Genomic DNA, 15,179 nt, shown 5'->3' with positions numbered 1-15,179 from the left:
TTATGCTAAAAATATTTTTTGATTACTAGGATCAAATTTCAGAGCCTCATTTAAACTAGTAATATCACTTATATCCATAAAAGTTTCTACAACCATATTAGCTGTAACACCCGTAAGTGTTGCTTTTTTTAATGTTTCAAGTTCTATAGCTAGATCTATTTGATTAGAATGCACATTTTTCAGAGAATCTTCAATTTCATTTGATATTTTAATCATTTGAGTACCAACCACATCTATTTCATTTGCATTATCATTTATGCCTTGCTCAATATTATTTAGCTTTTCAGCAGTAATTTTAGTCCCCTCTTGAATTGCCTCTCCCAACACTCTTTCAATATTTACTATTTCTTCGCTTCCATCCTGCTTTCTTATTTTATACCTAGTAGGGTCTGTCTCTATTTGATCCTTCCAAATAGTAGGATTATACACCATTTAGATCACCTCACTTATTGCAATATTAAATGTTTTAAAAAGGCCTCTTCCACTTCCCTTAATTATGTTACAACTTTCTTGTTTTATCATCTGTCCATCATGGGCAAACAACTTAAACTCAGTAACATTCCCTTCAACATTTTCATCTAGTAAAATACTAACCTTTACAATTTTATCATCGACTTCTTTGCTGTAGATAGGAACATCTTGAACGTTACCATCTAATACATATTTACACTGCTCCACTTGTGATTCTATATATAATGCTATTTTCCAAAGAAAACTCTCAGTCATCATAGAAATTCACCTCCGGCTACTATTTCATTACAAACAGGAAAAATAATCGGTACTACCATATCTGTAGATTCAATTGCGATCTTATCGTTCACTTGTAGAGATAACATATAATCCAAATGTGCTGGCTTAATCTCTTCAAGAGTATTCTCGAGATCGACTAAGTTCAGAATATTGTCTTCAATATATTCAAGGAGAATCTTAAATTTCCCATCAAAAAAGACCCCAGTTTCTCCATCGGAGTAGGCCCTTACAATACTTTCTAGCAGTGCTCTATCTAATTTTCCAGTCCCGCGATATTTAGCTTTGATAAGACTTCTTCTTTCTTCATCACTCTTGCTTATATCGGTTTTTATTCCTAGTTCATTCTCGTATACGGAAAGACTCCATGTAGCTGTATTAATTGACAATTGTTTTATAAAATCCTCTACATCCGAGGCTTTATCATCTATCTCCTGTGCTTCTACGTTTATGAGACTTTGAAATACTTTAGAGCCTCTTTCGTAGGCTGGTAGGTATTTAATCATTCTTTCACTACGCAATTGTTGCCACCCCTAACACAGCTACTTCATTATCATTTAAGCTTATGGCATTTGTTTGTCCATTGATTGTTAAATTTGAGAAATCAATTATGCCTTCGGAGTCTAGTATGATACTGGTTATTTTATTGTAGCTTATTACTTCTTTCTTAAATGCTATTTCTTTAAGATAACTTGCTATGTTTTCTTCTATATTCTGCTGCCGTTCTTCGTCAGTTACTGAAGTATCTTTAATTGCTGTAAAGGATACATCAATAGAAATACCATTGGCACTTTCAACGGTGCAGTATGCTCCAATAGGTGCTTTTCCTTCGCCAAATCCTGATCCATTGGGATCAATATAACTTTGTACCTCTGTAACTAATTCTTGACTAGCTGGTTGTTTATTTGAATCTATAATCACTATTTTTACTGTGTTATCACCATTCCATAGTGGAATAACCTTCACATCACCCACTCCTGTAACTTCCTTTGCCCAGTTCCTATAATGGTATTTATTCCCCGAGGTAGCAGGAGTTCTAATATGCTCGTAATATCTAGCTAACAGCTCTTCATCATCTTCAGCATCATAACCATTAGTAAAATCTTCATTATTGGTTACACTTGTGATTCCTGCTATAGTAATGGGAAAGTACTGGATAGAATCCTCAGGGACATTTCCTATAGTCCCATATTCCTCGCATTCTACCAGTATTTCCACTTGACCACTACTATCTATTGTTTTTGTTTCTTTAACTTTAAAATTTATTGTATCACTTGCTACTAAATCGCCTTCCTTTATAGTCGACCCTGATTTCCCAGTAATAGCTACAGAATCCGATGCCTTGGTTGCAGTTTTTCTATTTATTCCTGTCTTCTCATATACTCTTTGTTCAAGCTCTTCACCATTTAGGTTTTCAATGCTTAACTTCTCTTTAGCTTCTTCAATACCTTGGCTTATATTCTCTAATTCTATGGCAACTGGTTTTGTTACGTCATAAATGAATGAGCCTTCTGTTTTATCATATTTGCCTACTATGTTTTTTAGCATACGGTTTTGTATCGTTACTCTATCTTCAATCATGAGTTCACCTCTTTTCAAGTTTTGTTATACGCTTTTGAGTCGAACATGATATGGTCACATATCCAAGACATAAATAACAAAATACAAGGCGTTCTTCTAGTATTTTTTCTCTAATTTGACTCATTTATATTTATAAAAGTACTAGAAGCATCACCCTGTTTATAAGATCTTTTGTTTAAGATAGATATATCGTAATTGTTAATCCATTAAAATCAGTACTAATAATTTGTAGTTTTTTCTCTACTCTCTATTGCTACTATCATGTCATCCTCAGTTGCATAGAAAGACAGCTCATCTGATTTAAATCTATAAAGCTTTTCTTCTCCATCTACAATTGCTTTAACACGTCTTCCATTGTAATGTGCCTCACATGCACGAGTTGATTGTCCTACCTGTGGGTTTCTAAATTGAATTTTACTTTCCATTATTATAATCATTACTTTACCTCCTCGATTTCTACCATCTCATTTATTTGAAACATTTGTGTTTCACCATTCCAATTTTCTCCTATTTTTCTTTCTACACCCTTTATATCCCATTCTGCAACACTTGGGTGATCGTCATTTCTTGTTCCTATAACTAAAACTTTATATATGCCTGAAGTTTCGCAAGTTACTCTCAGAATGTCTCCAACAACTTCTCCGAAACCTCTACCAAAATGGCCTTGACCATTTACCCACACGTCGACGTTTTTATTTAAGTATTGAAAATAATCTGGCAACACTACATCCACTACATCACCGTCGTCTGTAGCTTCAATAGTAAATCTATACAGATTATCCCCTGCCGTAGGAGCTTCTACGGCACTGTGTCTGATAATATGGGTTTCCTTTTTATTAGGATGCGGATGTGGCATTTCAAAATTCTTTGTCCCTGTAACAGAAAGTTTTCCAGGGATTTTTATATTCGTACTATTCCATCCCATAACAAATTCCCAATCATTCAATGCTGTACCAAATAAAGCTACTGCACCGTTTCCTGTAGCTTCTGCGCCTGATCCTATTGCGGAATTGTTTCCATTTGCTGTACAATATTTTCCTATTGCTATTGATTCATTCGCACCTTGTGCATGTGCGTCTAGTCCAATAGCTACAGAAAATCCATAGGACCATCCAGTAGTTGCCCCTTCTCCTAATATAACCGGGTTCACATTCAATCTATGATATCTACTATCATGATCTCCCGAAGTTTTGTGGGTATTCATTTGCCCAGTTAGACTTCCTATATCATCTGAATTCTTCTTTATTGTTTCTGTTGTTCTACCTGTACCTGCTAAATCGTTCACTTGATTGTCTGTATATACATTCGCATTACTCCACACAGATTTCTCCGAATCAGTTACAAACCTATGACTACTATCTTGTGTAATCATGGTTGCTGGATGAGAGCTAGGATGAGAATAATTATTTGCATTATTCTCTATACCTAATAATTTATTTTTTTCATCAGCAGTATAATCTTCAGTTGATAATTGTTTTCCAACTACTTTATTAACTTTATCTGCCTCTAGGTTGGTAGTCTGTATATTAAGATTTTTAAGTTCAGTATCAATTGTATCCATATTTCCATTTTGAATATCTATATCAAAATATTCGTTTTGTAATGGCTTTTCTAAATTAAAATTTGTTGTAAATTCTGGCATCGTATCACCTCTCTTGGTTTATGGTTCTTTTCTATGTGTTTTTTGTTTTAAAAAATATGATAGGGGATTTTTCTTCTTACATTCTATGTTAACTATACCTTTAGTACTTACCCTAAGATTTCAATAGTCTTTTTCTGCGTTATATTAAGCCAACCTCGTGTATATACCTTTCACATTCGCTTTTGTAAAGGTCTAACTTGATATCATTTACTATGATAATATTAGTCTTTAATAAATCAATTAACCACCAAAATTTAATAGAATCTAGTCGCTTATCAACTACAAAATTACTAGCCATTATAAAATCCCTCCTTGTTTCAATAGCATTAATTTTAATTCATTAATTTGTTCTTGAATAGGTTTACTTCTTTCAACTTCTTCAAAGGGTGGTATAGTGCTTTCTCTTTCTTGTGTGTGTCCTGTAACAACATCTAGGATAAATTCTTTCATGTTATTCACCCCCATATAAGATAAATATTGAATCAGTTTCAAAATAATTATTATTAGTTAAAGATATCGAGTCAATTTTACCAACATTACCAGCTGTACCAAAGCCAAGGGTTAAACGTCTTTGAGTACCTAACCCCATGCCTCTACCCATATAATCAACATCATAATTATCACGTGTCATAAAATCAGCTTCAAAGAAAGAATATCCAGCATTAGTAATTGGGGAACACAATTCAAAGAAACTAAGAGATTGATTTACACCTGTTAAAACAGTATTAGAATTTAAAACATCACTTTCAATTGTTTTAGTTAAATAATTATTAGTAGAAACACCATTTATTCTAGCATTAACATAACCAGGACTTGCAGGAAGATTAACAACTCTAACAATACCGACAACCTTTAACCTAATATATTTACTGGGTATATTTGAAAAAGTTATAGTTGAACTATATGTGTCTGTAATTCTTGCTACTTCTTCCATCATACCCCCACCTGTTAAATCTACAGGAGATAATAAACCACTTTGATAACCTAAAACTTGACCGTCATTTCCTTTTGGTAGTCTTTCAATTTGTCCGCTCGAGCCTACTCTTAAAATATCACCTTGTGCTAATCCTGTAGGTAGTTCTAAAATTTTACCACTTGTATTTCCTAAAGCTTTTCCGCTATCTTTAATGTTTCCTGTATTATCAAATACAGATATGTTGTTTTCTAGTGCAGCGGACTGTTTCGTCGCTAAATCAGCCATTTGCGCATCTAGTTTCTTAATCTCTGTATCTAAGATATCCATATTTCCATTTTGATCATCTACACTATACTTCTCTGTCTTTATTGGCTTTTTAAGATTATAATTTGTTGTACAGTCTGCCATTTGTTATCACCTCACTATTTCTAAGACTATGAATCGATAGCTTCTTTGTAGCATCATAGCATCCTATACCAGTTGTCCTAATCTTCATATAGGATCACCTCCAATCTTTGGTGTGTAAAATTACTCATTTTTTCATGGGTAATTCCTTCGCTCTCACTAGGTATATTAGTATTTCTTAACTCATCATTCGTCAGAGCACTGAGCCACCCAAAATGATAGTTACGCAGATCATCATTTGTATTGTAGATAAATTCTAAATCAAAATCTAAATGGGCAGGCTTAATAGTTTCAATCATATCTATGAAGTCCTGCAAATTTGGTGGTCTACCTCTGGTACTTCCGAATTTGATTACAAACGAATAGTCATCATAATTTTCTATTATTTCTACCTCTGCATTTGTAAATGCCAAAGCTGTGTTCTTTAACATTTTCTCTGTTAAGGTTCCAAAGCCCCTTAGCTTTGCAATAATTGCTTCTCGTCTAGCCTCATAGGTTTTAGAGATATCTGTTTCTATTCCTAATTCTTCCTCACAGATATCAAGTCCCCATGTGGCTGATTCAACAAAGGATTGATCTAGCATGTCTTTGTTTAGGTAATTAAGTCTTCCTATTTCTTCTGAAAAGGAATTTTGAACATTACTCATAAAGCCTGTTTTCTTGTTGTAGTATAGAGGTAAATATTTCATTAACTCTGGGATGAAGGGCTTTATCAGATCATCAGTAGGCGTATCTTGGAGATCATTAGTTGATTTATCTTGTATTTCTTCATTCATATGTTACACCCCCAGACTTAAGCTTACCGAATCTAAAACAGGAGTTCCTTCCTCCTCTAAATCTATGTTGCTTAGCTCATTATTTATTTTCAGATTAGAGTGATCTTTAACCCCTGGAATTCCTAGAAGAATATTCCCTATTAATGCATGGGATACATAGTTTTCAACAAATGCTATATCTTTAAAGTACTTAGTTAACGCCTCTTCAAAAGCTGATTGCACTTTATCTATTGAGTATCCCTGTATTAGCCTTACTTCAGCATCAATTGTTATAGGCTTTTCTGTTCCTGATAAAACCGTAACCTTTGCTCCAATCGGTCTATTTTCTTCTATATGACTGAATACTTTATCAATCAGGGAAGAGTCATTAATAGCCCTTCTATTTGAATCTATTATTACAACCTTTACAGAACCTTTACCTTCCCATAGAGGAAAAACTTTGGCTTCTCCTATGCCAGGCACTTCTTTAGACCAGTTTCTATAATGATACTTGTTCCCGGAAGTAGCAGGAGTTCTAATATGTTCATAATATCTATCTAAAAGTTCTTCATCGCTTTCGGCAGCATATCCATTGGAGAAGTCTTCATCATTGGATACGCTTGTAATTCCAGAGATTGTAATAGGAAAGTGTTTAATAGATCCTGCAGGTACATTTCCTACGATCCCATATTCTTCGCACTCTACTAACACTTCTATTTCACCTGTATTCTCTATTGTTTTTGTTTCTGTAACTATGAAATTAATGGTATCACTTGCTACTAGGTCACCTTCTTTTATGGTAGAGCCTACAGTTCCAGTAATCATTACATAGCCTGAAGCCTTAGTTGCAGACCTTCTCTCTATCCCCGTTTTTTCGTGTACTCTTTTTTGTAGTTCTTCGTTTTCTAGATTTTCAATGCTTAACTTTTCTTTAACTATCTCCATTTTTTCATTCGTATTTTCCAGTTCTATAGCGACTGTTTTCATTACGTCGTATAGAAATGAACCTTCTGTTTTGTCATAGTTGCCTGTTACTTTACTCAACATTCGGTTTTGTATCGTATCTTTATTTGTTATCATGGATTCACCTCTTTCAGTTGCAAGCTCCAAGATTTAGATTGCTTTTTAATTTTGCTATTGATAATATGGTTTTAATTTTAAGGAGTGTCTCATAATGGCGAATTTCTGCGTTATTTGAAATGTTCACCGGCCTGGCATGTACGTTAGTACTAGCCAAACCGTTGAAGTTTCGTAGCCTTAAACTTCACTCATTCTGAAACACCCCGGGGCTGAACTCACAAGAAATCTTTATGAGACAGCCCCCTACATGTTTTATGATTTTTATAGGCTTCTTCTCTATTTAAGCTTTATTGCCTACAAAAAAAGACCCCATTCCTTAGGTCTCTAATGCTTATTTATCTAGATTATTGAATGGTTTACCATTTTCATCAAATCCTAATACTTGAAGTTCATTTTTTACAGCTTCCTTAAGTACTTCAGGCACTTGCCCTAGTGTTTTGTAGCCTTTAATGATTAGAGTAACGTAAACTGTAACCATATCTTTGCCTCCTTTTAGCATACATAAATATACGCTTTGTTTTATCTATTAGGTTCATATTATTGACCTGCTGTTTGCAGGTTTAGCAGCTGTTCATAAATATCTGTGAGTGCTAGCATGTTATTTATGTTTTGCTCTTCTAAATCCTGTATTTTCTTCTTTTCTGCTTCTTCTTGCTCTCGTTTTTGAGCTAGGTCTGTCTTCTTTAATATCTTCATAGTTTCGCCTCCCTTAGTCAAAGGATATACTAACGGCCTGGACTTCTACTGGTCCCATAGTGTCGTTAGCTTGGACTGTAAGTTTATAGTTTACTGCCCATTCTGTAGCTGTTTTAGTATCGTTAGTAAATACATGGTATGCTCCGTCTTTTGCTGCTTGGGTCATATCCTCCCATGTTGGGTTTTCATCAAAACCATTATTACACACCTCTAGCATCCAAGATGCCGGTAGGATCCCATCAGTTGCAAGATTTAAAAATACCTTTCCAAGTATTCTTTCAGACTTTGCCGTTGTAGTTTGTGGCTCGTCTATGTATACTATGCTGTTACCTACACGTATACGTTGACTATCACTGTATTCTCCTGGTGCTCCTATATTCAGGTTATATCCTGCAACATGCCAGTAGTAGGTATCCCCTTCTACCAAATCCTCTTGGAATCTATAACGAATCTTTTTACCATAGTCTTCAGCCGCCAATCCTGCCGATGATAATGGTTCCCATGTAGTTCCATTGTAATATTCCCATCCTGTAGCATCTATGCTGCTATCCTTTACTGTTGAATTAGTAAAAACATCGTCAGCTGCTAGCTCAAGCTTAAAGTGGATATTTTCGTTTTCAGCATCTATAGGTGCTGTGAATTCTAATGTTGGCTTTAATGGCACCCTATGATTATCTATTGGACTTGGATTTGAAGGCTTTTCAGGAGGCATATTGGTAATAAAGTACTGCTCCGTCGTTTCCGTACTAGACATATCAGAACTATCCCATACGGTTACAGCCCAACTGTAGGTCTCACCTGGTGTAAGTGCTGCATCTGGCACATCATAATATGGATTTATATTAGATATTTTTCCTGTATCATGTACCACATTGTTGCTTTTGTCTTTAATAACTATCTGGCTATATGCCTGGGTATGGCTTTCTGGGTCATCATAATGCCATTCTAAACGTGGTGTTTCATTTGTCCCTTTTGGATTTTCTGAAATTCCTAATGGGCTAATAGGTATTGTAGTTGGTACCTGTGTAGTTTGGAAGTATTGACTTGTAGAAAAGGGGCTATCTAAACCATTATTGTCCCATACTTTAATCTGCCAGTAATACTTTGTATTTGACTGTAGGATTTCAGCTTGTACCTTATGACTTGCAATGCTACTAGACATCTCTCCAGTGTCCTTAATAAGACTATTGTCTGAGGCTTTATAGATATTTACTTGATACTTAGCTTGTGCGTCTTCTAGATCTGAATCAGTAAATGTCCAGCTTAAGGTAGGCCTTAGAGTCGCAATTATTGCAGGACTTGTATTTGTACCTTTTGGATTTAAGCTACTTGGGATACCTGGAGAGTTATTTAACATTTCAATGGTCGCTAAACCATGACCCGCATTATCATTACTTACATTTATCTGATTAGTTCCTGCATTATAGCTACCGCCTCCACCTCCACCAAAATAACTGCTTCTACTTGTACCGCCAGCACCACCTGAATAACCCCCGCCGGCACCTCCACCTCCGCTGCTTTCATGGTTTCCTCCACCTCCACCAAAGCCTCCAGATGAATTATTATCTCTTGAATTTCCTCCTAGAAGGCCATTGTTCCAACCTAGTCCAGGATTACCAGAGTTACTTAGCTTCGGCGTACCATCTGAGTACCATCCACCACCGCCGCCACCGCCGTTAGTAGTGCTGTAGCCCGTATCTCCAGTCGTACCACCTTCACCATTATGTCCACAAAGTTTTCCTCGACTATTGTTTACATGGTTACCATAACCTCCACTATCTCCAGTAGCGTCAATGTTTGTAGTCCCAGCAACCCCTTTTCGATCACCACTGTTACCACAACCGCCACCACCTCCAGCTACTATTAATGGTTGGGCATCACCTTTTTTAACTACAAATGTACCTCCACCACCAGGAGCAGAATAAACTGATGACGTCTCCCCTTTTTGTCCTACAACTATTTGAAGTATGTCACCTGCTTGCAAGTTAAAATCTCCTTGTATTTTTGCTCCATAAGCACCATCAGTTGAATAACCATTGTGTCCTCCTTGTGCACCATAGGTTATAATCCTATAATTACATGTAGCAGGTACCATCCATTCTTGTACACCATAGCCAGTTACTGTTACATCTCCTTGCAAGTTTGAATCTACATACTCAGCATCTACTTGAGATTGGTCAGGACCTCTTTTACCAGTAGCACCACAATTTGTAAAAGTATATACTTTTGTCATAAAATTTTGTGCCTCCTTACTTAACTATTAGTTTCTTTTCCATATTATTGTAAATACCTTGTATTAAAGTCCCTTCTAAATCCGAAAATGTCTGCACCATAACATTGGCATTCACCCCTGTAAGTACAGCACCTTTTAAGGTTTCCAGTTCCACAGCTATATCCAGCTGATTAAGCTTAAGACTTCTCACAGCTTCATTAGTTTGATTCTCTAGAGTCATATCGTTATCTATAAGCTGCTGCAATGCTTGGTTAAAGTAATCGGCATGGTCAGGTGTACTAGTTTTAAATCCCTCTACGCTTTTACTCATCTCCTTTTTAGAAACCCCAATAAGAGTCTGTAATTTCAATGAATCTATCATCATACTTATTACCTCCCCTACTAAAACTTTGCATCATAATCAAAGTCTATAATTGTTTTTTCTTCTAGCCCTTTGTTAGTAAAGGTTTTAATAGCTACTATATCTCCTTCTTCGTCGATTAGACAGGCTTCGTTTATGTCTATACCTACTAATCCATCTACATCGGCATCTATTGTCGCACTGTATCTAGCAGTATAGATATCAGGAAAGCTTTTTACTGGTTCTTTCCTTATGACCTCATTAAATAGTGTTGTTTCAGCTCCTGTAAGTTCTTTAGGTGCGTACTTATTCTCTATCAGCATAGTTCCTCCACTTCCAAATGCTATATGTGTGATCTGTGGCAGTGGTTTTGTACCAGAATGCGCCTGTGCTAATTTTTCTCTTCCTATATTTGTTTTAATACTTGCCATCTTTATTTACCTCCTTATTGTTTCTGTCTTTATTAAGGTATGGTCTTTATATATTTTTATTGTAAGCTCATCAGCTGCCCTTACATAATAATCTACACCTTCCTCATTTTCTCCATTTAGATCTCTACTTCCATCTAGATTCGAGGCTCCATTTGTGTAGTCTATATTGAGCTTATCTGGGTTGTATTCTGTAAATCCTAGTAAGTCTACTCCTTCATTTATATGTTCCTGTTTTTCGTAGATTGGTCCTGAATCATAGGACATGGTAATGTGAAATCTTTCACTCTTATTGTGGTATAGGTTTATAGGTGTACATAAGTTCTGTCTAATTCTTTCCTTAAAATCGTTAGCATGCACTAGGTAGTACAGCATGTTTTTAGGATTTTTACCACCTAGGCTATTTGAACCATCCATAAGTCCTGCACCATTGGTGTAGCGTTCCTCTATGGTTTCTGGATTGATTTCGCTGTAGCCTAGCATTATCGCCTTTAGCTTGTATATTACTTTATATTGGAATTCTTCACTGTACATATCCGTAGATGTCTGTAGAGTCATGTGTATATCTTCCAAATCAGGCCCCATTGTAAGCCTTGTAATGAGGCCTATTATATGTTCTAGATGGGCGGGCTTAGATTCTTCAAAGGATTTCTCCAACCCAGCTAGATCAATTAAGTCATCTACGTCGTGCCTTGTCTTGAAGGCATATTCCTCAGGGATATTGATATATTCTGCGATATTGTTTTTACTATAGGAGTTAGCTAAGTCCTCCGCTTTAGCCTTTGTAAAGGTTCCTTGACCAATAAGCTTTCCTTTTATGACACCTCTTCTATGATCAATAGGTTTATTATTGCTTACGGGGATACCTAGCTCCCTTTCCCATCTTTCTAAGGTTGAATCAGCTGTATCTACGAAAAACTGATTCAGGGTGCTTTCTATCCTATCTACAAATTTATCAATTTCTTCGTTTTGGGTATCTGTAACATTTGTCATTACTGTACTTTTTCTATAGTAATCGGGAAGATGCTTGAGTAATTTATTAGACAATTGTTATCACCCCTAGTACTGCAACTTCTTCGTGTTCTATTTTAATGTTAGGTTCTTCATCGCTGCTATTTTTTTCATTCACTATTAGACCCCTATAGTCTAGAACTCCTTCTGAGTCCAATACTATACTTCCTAGCTTGGCATGACTTACATAGTTTCCGATGAAGGCTATTTCTTTAAGATAGCCTGACACGTTCTTTTCTATATTAGATTTTACTTGTTCTATTTCATAGTTATCTGTGTCTATCGTCAGAAAAGCCTCTATATCTATAGGTACTTCTGTTGCAGATACCGTGGTTATGGTAGCACCTATGGGTCTATTTTCTTCAATATGGCTGTGGACCTTATCTACCAGTTCTTGTTCAGCTCCGGTTTTGTCGGTGTCGATTATTATTATCTTTACACTTCCCCTGCCATTCCACAGTGGAATCACCCTCACATCTCCTACACCTGGTATCTCTAATGCCCAGTTTCTATAGTGGTATTTGTTCCCCGATGTTGCCGGTGTCCTTACCTTTTCATAGTATCTCTTCCTTAATTCATCATCGGTTTCTCCATCATAGCCGTTTGTTACTGCCACTGGATTGGTTACGCTGGATAATCCTGATATTGTAATGGGAAAGTATTTGATGGCTCCCTTGGGAACATTCCCTAGGACGCCATCCTTTTCACACTCTACAAGTACACTTATAGCTCCTGTACTGTCTATTGTTTTCCTTTCCTGTACAATAAAGTTTACGTTATCACTTGCTACAAGCATTCCCTTATCTATGTTTACTCCTTCTGAGCCTTGTATGATTACGGTTGTAGTTGCCTTTGTAGGTGGTTTTCGGTGTACTCCCTTTTCTAGGGCCTTCCTATCAAGGTACTCATCTTCTGATGTTTCAACAAACCCTTTATCCAAGATTGTATTTTGATCCTTATATGCATCCTCTAGTTCTATTGCTAGTGTATTTATTACATCATAAAAGAAGCTTCCTTCTGACTTATCGTATTCATCCTTTATCATCGAGAGCATACGATTTTTTATTTCCTCCCGTGTGATCATAGACTCACCTCCTGGGCAAAGCTATTTCCATCAATCAGATTCACCTTAAATGATATTTTTAAGGTGGGATTTTTTTTCTCAATCTCCCAATCCGATAGTGATTGGATCATTGGGTGCTTTGTAAGAGCCTGAGATATCTCCCTTTTCAGCTCTGCTTCCACAAAGGAGTGAGGAAAATTGTTTCCTACTATAAGGTCTTCTAGTACTACACCATATTCATTTTTATCTTCTCTCTCATAGACCTTGTATCTGTATTTTTCAGTTCTTAGTATCTTCTCTATCCATACCTTTATGGCTTCAAGGTCAGATATTTCCACTAATCTTCCATCTTTTAAAACGAAGTCACCTGCTTCAAAATCAAATAAAAAAGACTTACCCGTTTCCGGTAAATCTGTATTGTTAGTAGTTTTAAATTGTAATTGTGTTACTTGAGGTAGCATTATAGTCTCACCACCTTATCTATTACATAGTATTGTTGCTCGTTGACAGTTGGAATCAAGATTACTTCGTCATCGATCTTTAATGAATCTGTCCACTTTATCTTCCCTGTACTTTTATACCCAGTATCTATATTTAGTTGTGCCACTGTATGTTTATGGGAACCATGATCGCCAACGGAGGCAGTGTTTGTTTCTCCTGCATTCTCTTGTGAAAGCTGCACCTTACCTTCTATGGCAAATTCCCTTTCATAATCCTTTAGGATATGGCTTGCAATCATTAGATGTTCTTTTGTAAGTATTATCTTGTCACCCAGGGCTACTTGTATATCGGGCAATGGACTAATGATCTTCCCAATCTGTGGTCCAAGGTAAGATTTGTTTTCTCTTTCCTTAAATAGTTTTGCTAATTCACTAATACCGTTCATTATTTCACCCCTAATCCTACCTGCATACGATGTATGCCGTTTTTTATTGTATGGGTTACGTCTTTAATGAGGTATTGGCCGCTCATTCCTGTCACAGGCTCTTCTATCTCAATAATCCTTCCTGCTCTAACTTTATCGTTTCCTATCATTTCTACTGAGTTTTCTTCAAATATCTTCCCCAGTTCCTTAAGCATATTTTGAGCTACGTTTCTTGCTTTAGCAGTATCATTTTCATCTATGGCTCTTATTTCCTGTAATACACCGTATTTACTAATGAGGTTGTCATCCTTTTTTTCTGCTAATACTTTATCATCGAATACTATCTTGATACTGTTCTTCATATCCTCTATGGTTCTTTTTCTACTTGGACTAGATATGGCACTGGTTATATCATAGGGCTGGATATTCTCAGCCAGCTTGAAGCTTGCTTTTATGACCAAATCCTCTTGTTTTTCTATATATAGCTTTCCCTGTCTCATTTCCATCCTGTACTTAACTCCTTTTTCCTTTTCTGCAATATCTATAATTTCTTTTATGATATCGCTAAGGGGTTTGTCATAGTATATTTTGTTGATGAGTGTAGTTATAGGGGCTATACTTCCTATGGGGACTTTAAAGTCATTTAAAATAGTTTCTATTGCCTTTTGCCCTGGTATCTTGTTAAATTGATATATCTCTTTGCTTTTATTGAGATAAAAGGCGTAATCAAAGCAGGTGTAGTTGATAGCATTCCTGCCATTTCTTTGTTCAGATACGACTATCCCTCTAAAGATTTCATCTTCATTTTCCAGCCTGATCATACTCCCTAAATCTACAGGATTGACTGGAAAATATCTATCATCATTAAAGGCAACCTCAAAATCCAACTGCTCTCCTAGTTCATTTATATTGCTTCTCCACTGTAGGTTTCCAACCAAAGGTGTAATGTTAGTTTGTGTATTATTAGAAACATTATATAGCTGATGCATATACTACACCTCACTTTGATTGAGATTTATGAATTTGAATTCACTCAGGGTAAGGGTATAGTATATATCTCCTGTTCCATCCTGCATACCATATTCAAAGGATTCTATGGTACAAGCCATATTGATTGGAGACTCTGTAATAGTTAATCTAATGGGTACTCTCCTAGTCTTCCATTTCTCTATGATCTCAACATATTGCCATCCCTTATATCCACCATCTCTTAGAAAGGCATAATCTTTATCGGGAAAAAATGACTGTATTGATATGGAGTTTAGTGAGTCCATTCCTATCAGCTTTATTTCTCCTTGGCTTATGGTATCATAGGTTTCGTTTTTCATTCCTGATTGAATCTTAAATTCAGCTGGAAGGACAGGAAGCTTTATTACTTGTTCTCTATTATTTATCGATAAAAAGATATCCATATTTC

The 15,179-nt window shown here is 36.0% G+C and carries 22 protein-coding genes; all 22 read right to left on the bottom strand.

The window, feature by feature from the left end:
• Entirely contained in the window at nucleotides 1-432 is a 432-nt protein-coding gene (locus R9X47_RS18270; protein WP_432662464.1) for a hypothetical protein, read from the bottom strand.
• Nucleotides 433-729, bottom strand: coding sequence for a hypothetical protein (locus tag R9X47_RS18265; RefSeq protein ID WP_432662463.1), 297 nt, complete (start codon nucleotides 727-729; stop codon nucleotides 433-435).
• Nucleotides 726-1,268, bottom strand: coding sequence for a putative phage tail protein (locus R9X47_RS18260; RefSeq protein WP_432662462.1), 543 nt, complete (start codon nucleotides 1,266-1,268; stop codon nucleotides 726-728). The genes R9X47_RS18265 and R9X47_RS18260 overlap by 4 nt, the downstream gene beginning before the upstream one ends.
• Nucleotides 1,261-2,328 carry a baseplate J/gp47 family protein gene (locus R9X47_RS18255; RefSeq protein ID WP_432662461.1) on the bottom strand — a complete coding sequence of 356 codons (1,068 nt, stop codon included), beginning with the start codon at nucleotides 2,326-2,328 and terminating at the stop codon, nucleotides 1,261-1,263. The genes R9X47_RS18260 and R9X47_RS18255 overlap by 8 nt, the downstream gene beginning before the upstream one ends.
• Nucleotides 2,329-2,546: 218 nt before the next feature.
• A complete protein-coding gene (locus R9X47_RS18250; protein ID WP_432662460.1) occupies nucleotides 2,547-2,765 on the bottom strand; it encodes a hypothetical protein in 219 nt (72 codons plus the stop codon).
• A complete protein-coding gene (locus R9X47_RS18245; RefSeq protein WP_432662459.1) occupies nucleotides 2,765-3,970 on the bottom strand; it encodes a hypothetical protein in 1,206 nt (401 codons plus the stop codon). The genes R9X47_RS18250 and R9X47_RS18245 overlap by 1 nt, the downstream gene beginning before the upstream one ends.
• A gap of 139 nt (nucleotides 3,971-4,109) precedes the next feature.
• Nucleotides 4,110-4,268, bottom strand: coding sequence for a hypothetical protein (locus R9X47_RS18240; protein ID WP_432662458.1), 159 nt, complete (start codon nucleotides 4,266-4,268; stop codon nucleotides 4,110-4,112).
• Nucleotides 4,268-4,420, bottom strand: a complete 153-nt coding sequence (locus tag R9X47_RS18235; RefSeq protein ID WP_432662457.1) for a hypothetical protein — start codon at nucleotides 4,418-4,420, stop codon at nucleotides 4,268-4,270. Before R9X47_RS18235 ends, R9X47_RS18240 begins: the two co-directional genes overlap by 1 nt.
• A 1-nt stretch (nucleotide 4,421) precedes the next feature.
• Entirely contained in the window at nucleotides 4,422-5,294 is an 873-nt protein-coding gene (locus tag R9X47_RS18230; RefSeq protein ID WP_432662456.1) for a hypothetical protein, read from the bottom strand.
• Between the two features lie 77 nt (nucleotides 5,295-5,371).
• Nucleotides 5,372-6,067 (bottom strand): putative phage tail protein, encoded by a 696-nt coding sequence (locus R9X47_RS18225; RefSeq protein ID WP_432662455.1) that lies wholly within the window; start codon nucleotides 6,065-6,067, stop codon nucleotides 5,372-5,374.
• Between the two features lie 3 nt (nucleotides 6,068-6,070).
• Entirely contained in the window at nucleotides 6,071-7,126 is a 1,056-nt protein-coding gene (locus R9X47_RS18220) for a baseplate J/gp47 family protein (RefSeq protein WP_432662454.1), read from the bottom strand.
• A 331-nt stretch (nucleotides 7,127-7,457) separates the two neighbouring features.
• Nucleotides 7,458-7,604 carry a CD1375 family protein gene (locus R9X47_RS18215; RefSeq protein ID WP_432662453.1) on the bottom strand — a complete coding sequence of 49 codons (147 nt, stop codon included), beginning with the start codon at nucleotides 7,602-7,604 and terminating at the stop codon, nucleotides 7,458-7,460.
• Nucleotides 7,605-7,663: 59 nt separating this feature from the next.
• Nucleotides 7,664-7,822: a hypothetical protein gene (locus R9X47_RS18210; protein WP_432662452.1), complete on the bottom strand. Its 159-nt coding sequence runs from the start codon at nucleotides 7,820-7,822 to the stop codon at nucleotides 7,664-7,666.
• A 13-nt stretch (nucleotides 7,823-7,835) separates the two neighbouring features.
• Nucleotides 7,836-10,055, bottom strand: a complete 2,220-nt coding sequence (locus R9X47_RS18205; RefSeq protein ID WP_432662451.1) for a hypothetical protein — start codon at nucleotides 10,053-10,055, stop codon at nucleotides 7,836-7,838.
• Nucleotides 10,056-10,071: 16 nt separating this feature from the next.
• Nucleotides 10,072-10,419 (bottom strand): hypothetical protein, encoded by a 348-nt coding sequence (locus R9X47_RS18200; protein ID WP_432662450.1) that lies wholly within the window; start codon nucleotides 10,417-10,419, stop codon nucleotides 10,072-10,074.
• Nucleotides 10,420-10,436: 17 nt separating this feature from the next.
• The gene (locus R9X47_RS18195) at nucleotides 10,437-10,826 is read right to left on the bottom strand and encodes a phage tail protein (protein ID WP_432662449.1); all 390 of its coding nucleotides are present in this window, start codon (nucleotides 10,824-10,826) and stop codon (nucleotides 10,437-10,439) included.
• A gap of 6 nt (nucleotides 10,827-10,832) precedes the next feature.
• The gene (locus tag R9X47_RS18190) at nucleotides 10,833-11,870 is read right to left on the bottom strand and encodes a putative phage tail protein (protein ID WP_432662448.1); all 1,038 of its coding nucleotides are present in this window, start codon (nucleotides 11,868-11,870) and stop codon (nucleotides 10,833-10,835) included.
• Nucleotides 11,863-12,918 (bottom strand): baseplate J/gp47 family protein, encoded by a 1,056-nt coding sequence (locus R9X47_RS18185; RefSeq protein ID WP_432662447.1) that lies wholly within the window; start codon nucleotides 12,916-12,918, stop codon nucleotides 11,863-11,865. Before R9X47_RS18185 ends, R9X47_RS18190 begins: the two co-directional genes overlap by 8 nt.
• On the bottom strand, nucleotides 12,915-13,358 hold the full coding sequence (locus R9X47_RS18180) for a DUF2634 domain-containing protein (protein WP_432662446.1): 444 nt from the start codon (nucleotides 13,356-13,358) through the stop codon (nucleotides 12,915-12,917). Before R9X47_RS18180 ends, R9X47_RS18185 begins: the two co-directional genes overlap by 4 nt.
• Nucleotides 13,358-13,783 carry a DUF2577 domain-containing protein gene (locus tag R9X47_RS18175; protein WP_432662445.1) on the bottom strand — a complete coding sequence of 142 codons (426 nt, stop codon included), beginning with the start codon at nucleotides 13,781-13,783 and terminating at the stop codon, nucleotides 13,358-13,360. The genes R9X47_RS18180 and R9X47_RS18175 overlap by 1 nt, the downstream gene beginning before the upstream one ends.
• Nucleotides 13,783-14,751 (bottom strand): XkdQ/YqbQ family protein, encoded by a 969-nt coding sequence (locus R9X47_RS18170; RefSeq protein WP_432662444.1) that lies wholly within the window; start codon nucleotides 14,749-14,751, stop codon nucleotides 13,783-13,785. The genes R9X47_RS18175 and R9X47_RS18170 overlap by 1 nt, the downstream gene beginning before the upstream one ends.
• 3 nt (nucleotides 14,752-14,754) lie before the next feature.
• The gene (locus tag R9X47_RS18165; protein ID WP_432662443.1) at nucleotides 14,755-15,174 is read right to left on the bottom strand and encodes a hypothetical protein; all 420 of its coding nucleotides are present in this window, start codon (nucleotides 15,172-15,174) and stop codon (nucleotides 14,755-14,757) included.
• Nucleotides 15,175-15,179 lie beyond the last annotated feature (5 nt).

It is taken from the genome of Wukongibacter baidiensis, from assembly GCF_050888315.1.
Lineage (GTDB): Bacteria > Bacillota > Clostridia > Peptostreptococcales > Caminicellaceae > Wukongibacter > Wukongibacter baidiensis.
This window is presented reverse-complemented; position numbering and strand designations above follow the sequence as displayed.

Bases quoted from the DNA above. Each gene is read 5' to 3' on its own strand.
- R9X47_RS18180 (WP_432662446.1), bottom strand. From the start codon at position 13,358: ATGCTACCTCAAGTAACACAATTACAATTTAAAACTACTAACAATACA.
- R9X47_RS18195 (WP_432662449.1), bottom strand. From the start codon at position 10,826: ATGGCAAGTATTAAAACAAATATAGGAAGAGAAAAATTAGCACAGGCG.
- R9X47_RS18235 (WP_432662457.1), bottom strand. From the start codon at position 4,420: ATGAAAGAATTTATCCTAGATGTTGTTACAGGACACACACAAGAAAGA.
- R9X47_RS18240 (WP_432662458.1), bottom strand. From the start codon at position 4,268: ATGGCTAGTAATTTTGTAGTTGATAAGCGACTAGATTCTATTAAATTT.
- R9X47_RS18210 (WP_432662452.1), bottom strand. From the start codon at position 7,822: ATGAAGATATTAAAGAAGACAGACCTAGCTCAAAAACGAGAGCAAGAA.
- R9X47_RS18255 (WP_432662461.1), bottom strand. From the start codon at position 2,328: ATGATTGAAGATAGAGTAACGATACAAAACCGTATGCTAAAAAACATA.
- R9X47_RS18220 (WP_432662454.1), bottom strand. From the start codon at position 7,126: ATGATAACAAATAAAGATACGATACAAAACCGAATGTTGAGTAAAGTA.
- R9X47_RS18225 (WP_432662455.1), bottom strand. From the start codon at position 6,067: ATGAATGAAGAAATACAAGATAAATCAACTAATGATCTCCAAGATACG.
- R9X47_RS18250 (WP_432662460.1), bottom strand. From the start codon at position 2,765: ATGATTATAATAATGGAAAGTAAAATTCAATTTAGAAACCCACAGGTA.
- R9X47_RS18265 (WP_432662463.1), bottom strand. From the start codon at position 729: ATGATGACTGAGAGTTTTCTTTGGAAAATAGCATTATATATAGAATCA.
- R9X47_RS18200 (WP_432662450.1), bottom strand. From the start codon at position 10,419: ATGATGATAGATTCATTGAAATTACAGACTCTTATTGGGGTTTCTAAA.
- R9X47_RS18170 (WP_432662444.1), bottom strand. From the start codon at position 14,751: ATGCATCAGCTATATAATGTTTCTAATAATACACAAACTAACATTACA.
- R9X47_RS18205 (WP_432662451.1), bottom strand. From the start codon at position 10,055: ATGACAAAAGTATATACTTTTACAAATTGTGGTGCTACTGGTAAAAGA.
- R9X47_RS18175 (WP_432662445.1), bottom strand. From the start codon at position 13,783: ATGAACGGTATTAGTGAATTAGCAAAACTATTTAAGGAAAGAGAAAAC.
- R9X47_RS18270 (WP_432662464.1), bottom strand. From the start codon at position 432: ATGGTGTATAATCCTACTATTTGGAAGGATCAAATAGAGACAGACCCT.
- R9X47_RS18185 (WP_432662447.1), bottom strand. From the start codon at position 12,918: ATGATCACACGGGAGGAAATAAAAAATCGTATGCTCTCGATGATAAAG.
- R9X47_RS18215 (WP_432662453.1), bottom strand. From the start codon at position 7,604: ATGGTTACAGTTTACGTTACTCTAATCATTAAAGGCTACAAAACACTA.
- R9X47_RS18165 (WP_432662443.1), bottom strand. From the start codon at position 15,174: ATGGATATCTTTTTATCGATAAATAATAGAGAACAAGTAATAAAGCTT.
- R9X47_RS18230 (WP_432662456.1), bottom strand. From the start codon at position 5,294: ATGGCAGACTGTACAACAAATTATAATCTTAAAAAGCCAATAAAGACA.
- R9X47_RS18245 (WP_432662459.1), bottom strand. From the start codon at position 3,970: ATGCCAGAATTTACAACAAATTTTAATTTAGAAAAGCCATTACAAAAC.